The following is an 11584-nucleotide window of genomic DNA, read 5'->3' as shown; positions in this document are numbered from 1 at the left end:
TCCTCGGGGGAACGCTTCTACGAACGCCCTTCCGCGACCGTCTCGGTGAGGAGGCGCTGTTCGAGCACCGCCTCGAGCGACAGCTCCCGGTAGCCGGCCTCCTGGAAGAGCACCGTCAGCCTGTCCTCGCCGCGCTGGATGACCTGGCCGTGGCCCCAGGTCTCGTGCTCCACGTGGGCGTGCACGCGGAAGGGGCCCTCCCCGTTCGCCGGCTGGTCGGCGGTTCCCGCCCGGCAGGTGTCGCAGTTGCCGCAGGGTTCGGCGAGCTCCTCGCCGAAGTACCCGAGCAGGAAGCGGCGGCGGCACTCCTCGGTCTCGGCGTAGCGGCGCATCATCTCCAGCCGGGTCCTTTCGACGTCGCGACGGCGCTCGGCCAGCCGCATGGCCAGCTCCGCGGCGGCGTGCGGGTCAGGCGCTCCAGGAACGGGAGACACCCTGCGCGTGCCCAGCCGTACGGCGCCGGCCCTTTCCAGCAGGTCGAGCAGTGAGGTCAGCCGCCGTGGCGACAGCTCGGTCCGCTCCCGCAGCTGCTTGCGGTCGGCGCCGGGGCCCGCCGCCGCGACGGCCTGCGCCAGCCGCTCGAGCGTCTCGGGATCGGGCAGGGCGCCGGTGAAGAAGCGGTGCAGACCCAGATCCTCAGGCCGGTAGAACAGCACCGCCCTGGCCGCCTCGCCGTCCCTGCCCGCCCTGCCGATCTCCTGGTAGTAGGAGTCGGGCGAGCCGGGAACCTCCGCGTGATGGACGAAGCGCACGTCCGGCTTGTCGATGCCCATGCCGAAGGCGTTGGTCGAGACCACGACGTCCAGCTCGCCGTTCATGAACCTGCCGTGCACCTGGTCACGCTCGGCCCGCCGCAACCCCGCGTGGTAGGCCTCGGCCCTGAGACCCGCCTCGGTCAGCATCCCCGCCAGCCGGCCCGTCTGCCTGCGCGAGGCCGTGTAGACGATGCCGGGAAGCGGCTCCTGCGCGACCGCCGCGACGAGCTCGGCGGCGGGGTCGTCGAGCATCCTGCGCACGGTGAGCGAGATGTTGGGGCGGTCGAAGCCCTGCACGATCTCCAGAGGCTCGCGCATGCCGAGCCTGTCGACGATCTCCGCGCGCACGGGCGGCGCCGCGGTGGCCGTCAGAGCGGCGATCACCGGACGGCCCAGCGCCTCGGCCACCGCCCCCAGCCGCAGGTAGTCGGGGCGGAAGTCATGCCCCCACGAGGAGACGCAGTGAGCCTCGTCCACCACCATGAGCGAGGGGGAGGCCGCCGCCAGTTCGCGCACCACGTCGGGGCGGGCCAGCTGCTCCGGCGCGCAGAACAGGAACTCCGTCTCCCCCGCGCGCAGCGCCTCGAAGGCCTCCGACCGCCTGCTTGCGGGCGTGCTCGCGTCCAGGCTCACCGCCTCCTCGTCACGGCGGCGCAGGCTCTCCACCTGGTCGCGCTGCAGGGCGATCAGCGGTGAGACCACCAGGGTGGGTCCCGGCAGCAGCAGCGCGGGCACCTGATAGATCGCCGACTTGCCCGCCCCCGTCGGCATCACCACCAGCGTGTCCCTGCCCTCGGCCAGCGCCGTCATGGCCGCCAGCTGGCCAGGACGCAGATCGGTCAGGCCGAGGACGCGCCTGGCCGTCCTTTCGCACTTCGCGCCCGCATCCCGCATCGAACCTCCTCGTCAGAGAGGTCCTTCCTGCCCAGGCAGCCACCCGGCATGTCAGCCGATCTCCCACTCCTCGGCCTCCAGCGCACGGCGGACCTTCGCCACCCTGTCGTCGTCCCACTCGATGCCGGGGTCGGGTTCGAGGAACGTTGCTGCCCGGCTACGCCACCGGCGAGACCCTCATCGCCCGCTCCGCCCTGGTCACCGCGCTCGCCGCCACGGCGTTGACCACCCTCGTCCCCACCGGCGCGGGCGCGCGCGCTCACCTCGACCCGTCGAGATAGGCCAGGACGGCCAGCACGCGGCGGTTGTGGTCGTCGGAGGCCGCCAGACCGAGCTTGGCGAAGACGGCGGCGATGTGCTTGCCGACGGTGCCCTCGCTGATGAACAGCCCTGCCGCGATGGCGGCGTTCGAGCGTCCCTCCGCCATGAGTCCGAGCACGTCGCGTTCCCTCGCGGTCAGCGTGGCCATGGGAGGCAGGTGGGCGCTGCCGGTCACCAGCTTGGCGATCACCTCGGGGTCCATGGCGGTGCCGCCGTCGCGGACGCGCCTGAGCGCGCCGACGAACTCGTGGGTGTCGAAGACACGGTCCTTGAGCAGGTATCCCACCCCGCCCGAGCCCTCGGCGATCAGCTCGCGGGCGTAGATCTGCTCGACGTACTGCGACAGCACCAGGACGGGGAAGCCCGGCGTGCGGCGACGGGCCTGGATGGCGGCGCGCAGTCCTTCGTCGGTGAAGCCGGGAGGCAGCCGCACGTCGACGATCGCGGCGTCGGGCCGCGTGCTCTCGATCGCGTCGAGCAGCGCCTGGCCGGTGTCGACGCCCGCCGCCACCTAGACGCCGTGCGCGTTCAGCAGGTGGGTCAGCCCCTCCCGCAGGAGGTAGAGGTCCTCGGCTAGGACAACACGCATGGCAGCTCCATGGTCACGACGGTCGGGCCGCCCGGCGGGCTCGACAGGGTCAGGGTGCCGTCGAAGCCGGACAGCCGCCTGCGGATCCCCTCCAGGCCGCTGCCGCCGCCCGGGACGGCGCCGCCCCTGCCGTCGTCGGTGACGGTGCACCGAAGGACACCGTCGGCATGCGTCAGCTCGATGGCGACCTTGGTCGCGGACGCGTGCTTGCCCACGTTGGTGAGGAGCTCGGAGACGGCGAAGTAGACGGCCGCCTCGAGGTGCGGGTCCGGCCGTCCCAGCAGGTCGATCCGGACGTCGGCGTCGAGCGGTGCGTCCATGGCGAGCGTTCGCAGCGCGTCAGGCAGCCCGCGATCGGCCAGGATCGGCGGGTGGATGCCGCGGATGAGCTCCCTGAGCTCCGACAGCGCGCTCGCGGCGCTCTGCTTGGCCTGCGCGAGGACCGCCTTGGCCGCGGCGGGATCGCGGTCGACGAGATGCTCGGCCACGCCCAGGTTCATCCCCATGGCCACCCACCTGGCCTGCGCGCCGTCGTGCAGGTCGCGCTCGATGCGGCGCAGCTCGGCGGCCTGGGATCCGGCCGCCTGTTCCCTGGTCACGGCGAGGTGCTCCACCCTCCGGGTGAGCGCCGAGGTCCTGGTGGGAGCCAGCAGCAGGCCGCAGACCCGCCCGTGCAGCCGCAGCAGGGCGGGAGCGGTCGCCAGGCCGAGCGCTGCCGCGGGCAGACCGAGCAGCGGGCCTGGAACCTGCTCCAGCGCCGGGATCACGGCGCCGACGAGCTCCATGGGAGACCAGGTGAAGCCGGGGATGCCCAGGGCCAGCCCCGCCGTCCACGTCCACAGCCAGCACAGCCAGACCAGCCCTCCCGCCACCAGCGACACAGGCGGCGCCGCGAGGACGACGGCGCAGAGCGGTTCCAGCGCCAGCCACAGCAGATCCCGCCAGGAGGCCGGATCCTCGGCGATCCACTGCAGGCGGCGCGCCCTGGCCGCCCGCTCGGGCGAGCGGTACACCGACCCGAAGGCCAGCCACCCGACCCGGTAGCCGCCGTCGGGGTCAGGTTCGGGCGCGGCAGGCTCAGGCGCGTACGGCTCGGCGATCACCGCCCCGTTCCACCGGCCTGCCAGCGCGCGCCTCCAGGAGACGAACCGCCTCGCGGCCGGCACGGCGCCCGGCCCTGCCACGTGCGCGACGGCCAGCGCGGCCCCCGCCACCGAGAGCGCCGTCACCGCCGCCAGCCTGAGCACCGCCGTCATCCTCGGCGCCGTCCACGACCACAGCGGTGACGGGCCGCGGCGCCGTACCGGTGCCAGCAGGACCCGCGTCCACCTGCCGTGCAGGCGCAGCGCGGCGGGGCCGGCGGCCACTCCTAGCGCGGCGGCGGCCCAGCCGATCGGCCGGTCGGCGGAGATCGCGCCGTACCCGATCAGCAGCGGCGGCAGCGCCGCGAGCACACCGCCGACGAGCGGATCGAGCAGCATCCACCACAGGTCGCGGGCGGTGGCCGGATCGCGCGCGACCCACTCGAGACCGCGCAGGTAGCCGGGGATCCACGGCGAGCGGAACAGGTCGTCGCCGTGCCGGTACCAGCCGTCCAGGTCACGGCGCGGCGGCTCGGGCGGCGGATGGTAGGGCCGGTCGATCGGCTCGCCCGACCAGCGGCCCGCGAGCCGCCTGGCGAGGCCGGGCAGCGCCCGCGCCCGCGCCACGACCAAGGCCGGGGACGGCACGCCCGCGTGCGCGCAGACGAACGTCACGACGAGCACGACGGGACAGGCCAGTGCCACCAGCACGAGGACGGCGCAGCGCAAGGGGGCGAGCGCGTACCTGCCTGCCATGGTCATCGTCCCCGCCGTCGTCACCGCGTCCGACCCATGAAAACACGGCGGCACGCTCGTCGGCATGGGGGCTGGCACCCATGAGGGCCGGGTGCTGGACGGGTTCTGCGGCAGGCACGCCGTTCGTAGCGTCGTCGTCACCCGTCGAAGGAGAAGCCCGATGTCGACCCCGCTCGAGACCGCGCCACGCGCGACCGTGTTCGTGGACCGGCTGCGCGTCGTGCTCATCGCGCAGGTGGTGCTGCACCATGTCGCGCTGACCTATGGGAGCTTCCCGCTCTGGTACTACCACGAGCCCACGATGCGCGGCCCCGGCCTCCCCGCCGGGTCCGCGTGGCCGCTGGACCTGCTCCTGCTGCTGAACCAGACCTACTTCATGGGTCTGTTCTTCCTGCTGTCCGCCTGCTTCGTGCCTGCCTCGCTCGAACGCAAGGGCGGGGCGCGCTTCCTCCTCGACCGGCTGCGGCGGCTCGGCCTGCCCACGCTCGCCGGCTACGTCCTCATCGTGCCGCTGGCCAAGATCCCCAAGTATCTGTGGCTCAACGAGCGCGAGCCGGTGCCCTTCGGCGCGTTCTACCTCGACGAGCTGGAGATGGGGCCCTTCTGGTTCCTCGCCACGCTCCTCGCCTTCACCCTCGCCTACGCCGGCTTCCGCGCCCTGCGCGGCCAGGCTCCGCCGCCGGTCAGTTCGGCGCCGAGGGCGAGGACGATCGTCGGGTTCGGCGCGGTGCTGGCGGCGACAGGGGTGCTGTGGCGGATCTGGGAGCCGATCGAGCGCGTCCCCGTCCTCGAGGTGGCGGCCCCCGCCTACCTGCCGCAGTACGTGTGCATGTTCGTGGCGGGCCTGGCCGTCCACAGGCGGGGCTGGCTGACCGCCCTTCCCGCCTCCGCCGCCGGGTGGGGGTTCGGGGCGGCGTTCGCGGGCGCGCTGCTCCTGCTGCCGGTGATCGTGGTGACCATGGGGGCGACGGGCGAGCCGCCCCTGCTCCAGCACCTCGCGCACGGCCTGTTCGACGGCGTGTTCTGCACCGGGATGACGGTCGGCCTGCTGTCGCTGTTCCGCCACAGATTCGCCGGGACGCCGCGCACGGCCTTCCTGACCTCGAACGCCTTCGCCGTCTACGTCATCCACGCGCCCGTGCTCGTCGCCGTCTCCGTGGCGCTGGCCGACCTGCGCGTCGACCCGGTCGCCAAGTTCGCCGTCGTCTCGGTCGTCGCGCTGCCCGCCTGCTGGGGCCTGGCCCATCTGCTCCGCAAGGCGCTTCCCCGCCGCGGGACCCGGTCATAACCGGGGGTTATGACAAGGGGTCTTGGACAGCGCCGCCGAGAGCGATCGAGCATGAACGCATGCAGCGCCTTCGCCTCGCCCTCTGCGCTCTGGTCCTCAGCGCCTGCTCCACCGCGCCGCCCGTCACCGCGCCGCCCGTCGCCTCGACGGCTCCCACCTCAGCGCCCGCCACCTCCGCGCCCGGCGCTTCCACGCCCGCGACGCCCGGGTCCGCGACAACTGGGGCCGGCTCCGTGCCCGCCGATCACCGCGCGCTGGTCGATCGGTTCGTCGCGGCGATCAACGCGGGTGACGCGGGACAGGTGGCCGAGACCTTCACGCAGGACGCCAGGTTCGACAGCGTGGGCAGGATCTACGACGGCCGGGCGCAGATCATGGACCGGTTCCTCGTCCCCGAGGTCATCGAGGCGGGCGGCGCCTACACCCTGCGCGGGGTGAGCGCCGGAGCGGGCGGCCGGGTGATCGCCGAGTACGACTTCGCCACCGGCCACGGCGGATCCGAGCACTTCACCTATGACTGCGCGGTCGAAGGCGCCAGGTTCGCCGACTGCGTGGGCCGCTACGTCGGCTAGCTCATCCCGCTTCATCACCCGCTAAAGGGCGTGGATCTCCCCCACGGGCACGCCGCCGCCGAGCACCTGGACCACGGAGAAGGCGTCGGCGCCCGACACGTCGCAGCCCATGCGGCGCAGCACCGACAGCGCGATGGCCGTCGTCGCCCTGGGGCTGCCGTCGATGACCTTGACGGCCGCCGTGTGGCCCGACTCCAGCGCCGCGACCAGCACGCCCTCCGCACCGCCCTTCACGACCGCGCCGGGGAGCGCCCTCATGAGCTCGGTGTTCTGGTGCCCGGTGCCGCCGACGTACTCGGGATGCTCCCGCATGGCGTCGGCGACCTGCCTCGGCGCGCTGCCAGGCGTGGCGAGGACGAGCGCCTGCACGGCCCTGGCCAGCCCCGTGAGGGAGAGCCCGAACAGCGGCGCGCCGCATCCGTCGACCGCCACGGCGGCGGCCTTCTCCCCCGACAGCTCCTCCACGGCGGCCCTGACCTGGCGCTGCAGCGGGTGGTCCTGGTCCAGATAGGAGGCGACGTCCCAGCCGTTGGCGACCGAGGCGGCGAGCATCGCGGCGTGCTTGCCCGAGCAGTTCATGCGCTCGCGGGTCTTGGTGAGCCCTTCGCGGATCAGCCGCCGGCGGGTGCTCTCGTCCTCCGGCCAGTCCTCGGGGCAGCGCAGGGCGTCGAGGCCGAGGCCGTACTCCTCGAGCAGTTCGGCGACCAGCCGGACGTGGAAGTCCTCGCCCGTGTGGCTGCCCGCGGCGATGGCCAGGCGGGCGCCCGGCAGCGCCGCGCCGGTGACCAGGCAGGCCAGCGCCTGGAAGGGCTTGGCGGAGGAGCGCGGAAGGACGGGGGCGTCCACGGGGCCGAGCGCGACCTCGGCGCGGCCGTCGGGGGTGAGGCCGACGGCGCTGCCGTAGTGGACGCTCTCGGCGAATCCCGAGCGGACGACCTCGGCGAGGGCGGCGAATTCAGGCATGGGCTCTGCTCCTTTGCTCCAGGACCCTGGCGAGCTTGGACAGTGAGGCGTTGACCACGAGGTAGATCAGTGCCACCACCACGTAGGTCTGGATGACCAGGCCGTTGTAGGAGGCCAGGACCTTGCCCGAGTACAGGAGCTCGCCGTAGCTGACCACGAAGCCGAGCGAGGTGTCCTTGAGCAGGCCGACGGACTGGCTGACGATCGAGGGCAGCACCCTGCGGGCGGCCTGCGGCAGCACGATGATCCGCATGGTCTGGCCACGGCTGAGACCGACCGCCAGACCGGCCTCGGTCTGGCCGCGTTCGATCGACAGGATGCCGGCGCGGAAGATCTCGGCGAAGGCCGCCGCGTTCGACACCGTCAGCGGCACCACGAGCTTCCAGAACAGCGGAAGGTCGAGCCCGTACTTGGGCAGCGCGAACAGCACCACGTAGACCAGCAGCAGTGCGGGGATGACCCGTACGACCTCGACATAGGCGGCGGAGGGGGCGCGCAGCCAGCGTCGCTCCGACAGCCTGCCGAGAGCGAGCACCAGACCGAGGGCCATGGACAGCGCCGCCGACACGACGGCGGCCAGCGCGGTGGACCACAGCCCGTCGAGCAGGTAGCGCCACATGGGCCAGGTGGCGTACGGCTGCCAGCGCTCGGGAGCCAGCTGCCCGTTGGCGGCGAACTGGCGGATCGCGAGCGCGACGAGCGCCACGGCGGCCAGCACGCCGAGGACGGTGGCGATGCGGATCCTGCGCCTGGCGCGCGGGCCGGGCTCGTCGAACAGCACGCTCATCGCACCATCACCAGCCGCCGTTCGAGGCGTCCTGTCACGTAGCCGATGACGGAGGCGAGGAGCGCGTACATCACGCCGACGCCGACGAAGATCGCGATGGGCTGGGCCTCGACCAGGTTCACCCTCTTGGCCTCATCCGTCAGGTCGACCACGCTGATCGCGCCCGCGAGCGTGGTGTTCATGAGAAGCGCGATGACGATGTTGCCGAGCGGCTGCACGACGGTGCGCAGCGCCTGGGGCAGGATGACGTGCCACAGCGACTGCCTGAACGTCAGCCCGAGCGCCCTTGCCGCCTCGCCCTGTCCCTTGCCGACCGCGTTGACGCCGGAGCGCAGCGCCTCGGCGATGTAGGCGGCCGTGTAGACCGAGATCACCACGATCGCGGTCACCAGCGCGTCCGCCTTGATCCCGATCTCGGGCAGGGCGAAGAAGGCCAGCGTGAGCAGCACCAGCAACGGGATGTTCTGGAAGGTCTCCACGTAGGCGGTGCCCATGGCGCGCAGCACGCCGACCGGGCTCACCCGCATCGCGGTGATCAGCACCCCGAGCACCGCCGCGCCGAGGAACGACGCGACGGTGAGCTGGAGCGTCACGACCAGTCCCTGCCAGATCACAGGCAGGTGGTCCAGCAGGACGGACATCAGGAACCCGGCACCGAGCCGATCTGCGGCGGGGCGGGGGCCTCACCCTGGACGACCGTGCCGATGGAGTTCTTCCACACCTGCTGCCAGACGCCGGCGCTCTGCGTCTTCTTCAGCCAGTCGTTGACGAACGTCTTGAACTGCTCGTCGCCGTGCTTGAGGCCGATGCCGTAGGGGTCCTGGGTGAAGGGGTTGCCGATCACCTCGATGGACGGGTCCTTCTTGGCGTTGGCGATCAGCAGCGTCTCGTCCTGGACGTAGGCGACGCCCCTGTCCTGCTTGAGCGCCTGCATGCACTCGGGGTCGCTGCCGAAGGTGACGATCTCGGCCTTCGGGGCCAGCTTCTTGATCGCGGCGATGGCCGGGGTGTTGGCGCCCGCGATGACCTTCTTACCGTTGAGGTCCTCGGGCTTGGCGATGCCCGTGGTGCCCTTCTTGACGGCGATCGTGAGGCCGGAGGTGTAGTACGGACCGGCGAAGGCGACCTGCTCGGCCCGCTCGGGGGTGATCGTGTACGTCTGGAAGACGACGTCCACGGTGCCGTTGCCGAGCAGCGCCTCACGCGTCTCCGAGGCGGAGTTGACGATCTTCACCTTCGGCTCGCCGATGATGTACTTCGCCAGCGCCTTGCCCATGTCGGCGTCGAAACCCTCGATCTCGCCGCTGACCGGGTTCTGCTGGGACAGCAGCGGTGCGTCGAGCGAGCCGCCGACGATGAGCTCGCCGCGCTTCTTGATCTTTTCCATCGTCGAGCCCGGCAGGATCGCGGCAGCGTCGGCGACGGGCGCCTTGGCGAGCCACTCGGCGGCGGCGGGCTTCGCCTCTCCTGGTACGGCGGGGCTGCCTGAGGTGTTCGTGCTGGAACAGGCGGCGAGGCCGAGGAGCGACACGGCGACGACAGCGACCATCTTCTTCATGGGCACCATCCCTTGCTTTCAGTGAGTGAGCACCTTGGCCAGGAAGTCCCTGGCCCGGTCCGTCTGGGGTCGGTCGAAGAAGGCGGCGGGCGCGCCCTGCTCGACGATCTGGCCGTCGGCCATGAACACCACGCGGTCGGCGGCCCTGCGGGCGAAGCCCATCTCGTGGGTGACGACGACCATGGTCATGCCGTCGGCCGCGAGGCCGGTCATGACGTCGAGCACCTCGCCCACCATCTCGGGGTCGAGGGCGGAGGTGGGCTCGTCGAAGAGCATCACCTTGGGCCGCATGGCCAGCGCGCGGGCGATGGCGGCGCGCTGCTGCTGGCCGCCCGACAGCTGTCCGGGCAGCTTGCCCGCCTGCTCGCCGATGCCGACCCTGGCGAGCAGCTCGCGAGCGGTCTGCTCGGCCTCGGGACGGCTGACGCCGCGCACCTTCATCGGGGCGAGCGTGATGTTCTCCAGCACCGTCTTGTGCTGGAAGAGGTTGAAGGACTGGAAGACCATGCCGACGTCGGCGCGCAGCCTGGCCAGCTCCCGGCCTTCCAGAGGGGCGGGCACGCCGTCGATGACGACCTCGCCCTGCTGTGCCGCCTCCAGTCTGTTGAGGCAGCGGCACAGCGTCGACTTGCCCGAACCCGAGGGGCCGATCACGACGACGACCTCGCCGCGCGCCACGTGCAGGTCGATGTCGCGCAGCACGTGGTGCTCGCCGAACCACTTGTTCAGCCCGCGTACCCGAATCATCCGACCTCCACCCGTAACGCTCGTTACTTCCTTCGATATCGAAGTCAAAGGGGACCGTATTGGATGATTTCGAGATAAGTCAACACATTGTCGTACGAAGGTAAAGCGTGGTATTCATCTGCTCATGTCTGGCAAAGAGCGGCTTCCCGTGACCGGGGCGCAGGGGGGACTGCTGCGGCTTGTCGCCACCGGCCAGGCCGAGTCCCGCGCCGAGCTGGCGCGGCTTTCCGGCCTGGCCGCCTCGAGCGTGTCGCTGCGCGTGGAGGAGCTGCTCGAGGCCAGGCTGCTGGTGGAGGAGGGGTCCGGCACCTCACGAGGAGGGCGAAGACCGCGCAGGCTGCGGCTCGCGCCGAGCGCCGGCCTGCTGGCCGTCGCCGACCTCGGCGCCCACCACGTACGGCTCGGCCTGCTCGACCTCAGCGGGACGCCGCTCGCCGTGGAGGAGAGGGCCTGTGACATAACGGCAGGCCCTGAGACGGTGCTCGACTGGATGGCCGACGCCTTCGACGACCTCCTGCGCACGCACGCTCCCCCAGGGGTGCCGCTGCGCGGCGTGGGGACCGGCATCCCCGGGCCCGTCGATCCCGCCTCGGGTCGCGTGGTCGGGCCCTCCCGCATGCCGGGGTGGAACAACTACCCGGTCGCCGACCAACTGGGCGCCCGCTACGACCTGCCGGTGCTCGTGGAGAACGACGCCAACCTCATGGCCGTCGGCGAGGCCCGCTCGTGGCCGGGCTCGGACAACCTCATGGTGCTCAAGGCGGGCACCGGCATAGGGTGCGGCGTGATCGTCAACGGCCGGCTGCACAGGGGAAGGGGCGCGGCCGGCGACATCAGCCACGTCAGGGTCCGCACCGACTCCTCGGTCATGTGCGCGTGCGGCCATCCCGACTGCCTGGAGGCGTACGCCAGCGGCGCCGCCCTCATGGCGGCGCTGGCCGAGGCGGGCGTCGCGGTGGACAGGCCCGCCGACATCGTCGGCCTGGTCAACGACGCGGTGCCGGAGGCGACCAGCCAGGTGCGCAACGCCGGGCGGCTGATCGGCGAGGTCCTCACCGTCCTCGTCAACTTCTTCAACCCCGACGTCATCGCGGTCGGGGGGAGCCTGTCGGCGGCCGAGCCGCTGATCGCGGCGATCAGGGCGGCGGTGTACGAGCGCTGTCTGCCGCTGGCCACCCGCGACCTGGAGATCGCCCCGGCCCGCGCGGGCCAGGACTCCGCGCTGCTGGGAGCGGGCGCTCTCCTGCTCGACGCGGTGCTCTGACGCCCTCG

General features: G+C 72.0%; 12 protein-coding genes. 4 read left to right on the top strand and 8 right to left on the bottom strand.

Features of this window, described 5'->3' with window-relative positions:
* Positions 1–17: 17 nt before the first annotated feature.
* The gene (locus ABFX50_RS30840) at positions 18–1649 is read right to left on the bottom strand and encodes a RecQ family ATP-dependent DNA helicase (RefSeq protein ID WP_346151208.1); all 1632 of its coding nucleotides are present in this window, start codon (positions 1647–1649) and stop codon (positions 18–20) included.
* A gap of 146 nt (positions 1650–1795) precedes the next feature.
* On the opposite strand from ABFX50_RS30840, the gene ABFX50_RS30835 reads away from it, so the two are divergent.
* Complete coding sequence (locus ABFX50_RS30835; protein WP_346151206.1) at positions 1796–1930, top strand: hypothetical protein; 135 nt, start codon at positions 1796–1798, stop codon at positions 1928–1930.
* Here the strand turns inward: ABFX50_RS30835 and ABFX50_RS30830 are convergent.
* Together ABFX50_RS30830 and ABFX50_RS30825 are read right to left on the bottom strand one after the other, a co-directional pair.
* Complete coding sequence (locus ABFX50_RS30830) at positions 1909–2481, bottom strand: LuxR C-terminal-related transcriptional regulator (RefSeq protein WP_428834712.1); 573 nt, start codon at positions 2479–2481, stop codon at positions 1909–1911. The genes ABFX50_RS30835 and ABFX50_RS30830 overlap by 22 nt on opposite strands.
* Positions 2482–2543: 62 nt before the next feature.
* Positions 2544–4397 (bottom strand): sensor histidine kinase, encoded by a 1854-nt coding sequence (locus tag ABFX50_RS30825; RefSeq protein WP_346151204.1) that lies wholly within the window; start codon positions 4395–4397, stop codon positions 2544–2546.
* Positions 4398–4557: 160 nt separating this feature from the next.
* On the opposite strand from ABFX50_RS30825, the gene ABFX50_RS30820 reads away from it, so the two are divergent.
* Positions 4558–5685, top strand: a complete 1128-nt coding sequence (locus ABFX50_RS30820) for an acyltransferase family protein (protein ID WP_346151202.1) — start codon at positions 4558–4560, stop codon at positions 5683–5685.
* A 59-nt stretch (positions 5686–5744) separates the two neighbouring features.
* Positions 5745–6257, top strand: coding sequence for a nuclear transport factor 2 family protein (locus ABFX50_RS30815; RefSeq protein WP_346151200.1), 513 nt, complete (start codon positions 5745–5747; stop codon positions 6255–6257).
* A gap of 21 nt (positions 6258–6278) precedes the next feature.
* Here the strand turns inward: ABFX50_RS30815 and ABFX50_RS30810 are convergent, their stop codons facing one another.
* Genes ABFX50_RS30810 through ABFX50_RS30790 form a run of 5 tightly spaced genes read right to left on the bottom strand, consistent with a single transcriptional unit; the run spans position 6279 to position 10312 of the window.
* On the bottom strand, positions 6279–7220 hold the full coding sequence (locus ABFX50_RS30810) for an asparaginase (RefSeq protein ID WP_183648248.1): 942 nt from the start codon (positions 7218–7220) through the stop codon (positions 6279–6281).
* Positions 7213–8007, bottom strand: coding sequence for an amino acid ABC transporter permease (locus ABFX50_RS30805; protein WP_346151198.1), 795 nt, complete (start codon positions 8005–8007; stop codon positions 7213–7215). The genes ABFX50_RS30810 and ABFX50_RS30805 overlap by 8 nt, the downstream gene beginning before the upstream one ends.
* A complete protein-coding gene (locus ABFX50_RS30800; RefSeq protein WP_346125185.1) occupies positions 8004–8648 on the bottom strand; it encodes an amino acid ABC transporter permease in 645 nt (214 codons plus the stop codon). The genes ABFX50_RS30805 and ABFX50_RS30800 overlap by 4 nt, the downstream gene beginning before the upstream one ends.
* Positions 8648–9565, bottom strand: a complete 918-nt coding sequence (locus ABFX50_RS30795) for a glutamate ABC transporter substrate-binding protein (RefSeq protein WP_346125187.1) — start codon at positions 9563–9565, stop codon at positions 8648–8650. The genes ABFX50_RS30800 and ABFX50_RS30795 overlap by 1 nt, the downstream gene beginning before the upstream one ends.
* A gap of 18 nt (positions 9566–9583) precedes the next feature.
* Positions 9584–10312 (bottom strand): amino acid ABC transporter ATP-binding protein, encoded by a 729-nt coding sequence (locus ABFX50_RS30790; RefSeq protein ID WP_346151195.1) that lies wholly within the window; start codon positions 10310–10312, stop codon positions 9584–9586.
* Between the two features lie 124 nt (positions 10313–10436).
* Here ABFX50_RS30790 and ABFX50_RS30785 point away from each other — a divergent pair, with 124 nt between their 5' ends.
* Positions 10437–11576, top strand: coding sequence for an ROK family transcriptional regulator (locus ABFX50_RS30785; protein WP_221241129.1), 1140 nt, complete (start codon positions 10437–10439; stop codon positions 11574–11576).
* Positions 11577–11584 lie beyond the last annotated feature (8 nt).

This window comes from Nonomuraea recticatena (genome assembly GCF_039533245.1).
Lineage (GTDB): Bacteria > Actinomycetota > Actinomycetes > Streptosporangiales > Streptosporangiaceae > Nonomuraea > Nonomuraea roseola.
Note: the sequence above shows the minus strand (reverse complement) of the source record. Positions and strands in the feature narration are given on the sequence as shown.

Excerpts from the sequence above, each read along its gene's own strand:
- ABFX50_RS30840 (WP_346151208.1), bottom strand. The coding sequence starts at position 1,649 with ATGCGGGATGCGGGCGCGAAGTGCGAAAGGACGGCCAGGCGCGTCCTC.
- ABFX50_RS30815 (WP_346151200.1), top strand. The coding sequence starts at position 5,745 with ATGCAGCGCCTTCGCCTCGCCCTCTGCGCTCTGGTCCTCAGCGCCTGC.
- ABFX50_RS30805 (WP_346151198.1), bottom strand. The coding sequence starts at position 8,007 with ATGAGCGTGCTGTTCGACGAGCCCGGCCCGCGCGCCAGGCGCAGGATC.
- ABFX50_RS30800 (WP_346125185.1), bottom strand. The coding sequence starts at position 8,648 with ATGTCCGTCCTGCTGGACCACCTGCCTGTGATCTGGCAGGGACTGGTC.
- ABFX50_RS30790 (WP_346151195.1), bottom strand. The coding sequence starts at position 10,312 with ATGATTCGGGTACGCGGGCTGAACAAGTGGTTCGGCGAGCACCACGTG.
- ABFX50_RS30795 (WP_346125187.1), bottom strand. The coding sequence starts at position 9,565 with ATGAAGAAGATGGTCGCTGTCGTCGCCGTGTCGCTCCTCGGCCTCGCC.
- ABFX50_RS30820 (WP_346151202.1), top strand. The coding sequence starts at position 4,558 with ATGTCGACCCCGCTCGAGACCGCGCCACGCGCGACCGTGTTCGTGGAC.
- ABFX50_RS30810 (WP_183648248.1), bottom strand. The coding sequence starts at position 7,220 with ATGCCTGAATTCGCCGCCCTCGCCGAGGTCGTCCGCTCGGGATTCGCC.
- ABFX50_RS30785 (WP_221241129.1), top strand. The coding sequence starts at position 10,437 with ATGTCTGGCAAAGAGCGGCTTCCCGTGACCGGGGCGCAGGGGGGACTG.
- ABFX50_RS30825 (WP_346151204.1), bottom strand. The coding sequence starts at position 4,397 with ATGGCAGGCAGGTACGCGCTCGCCCCCTTGCGCTGCGCCGTCCTCGTG.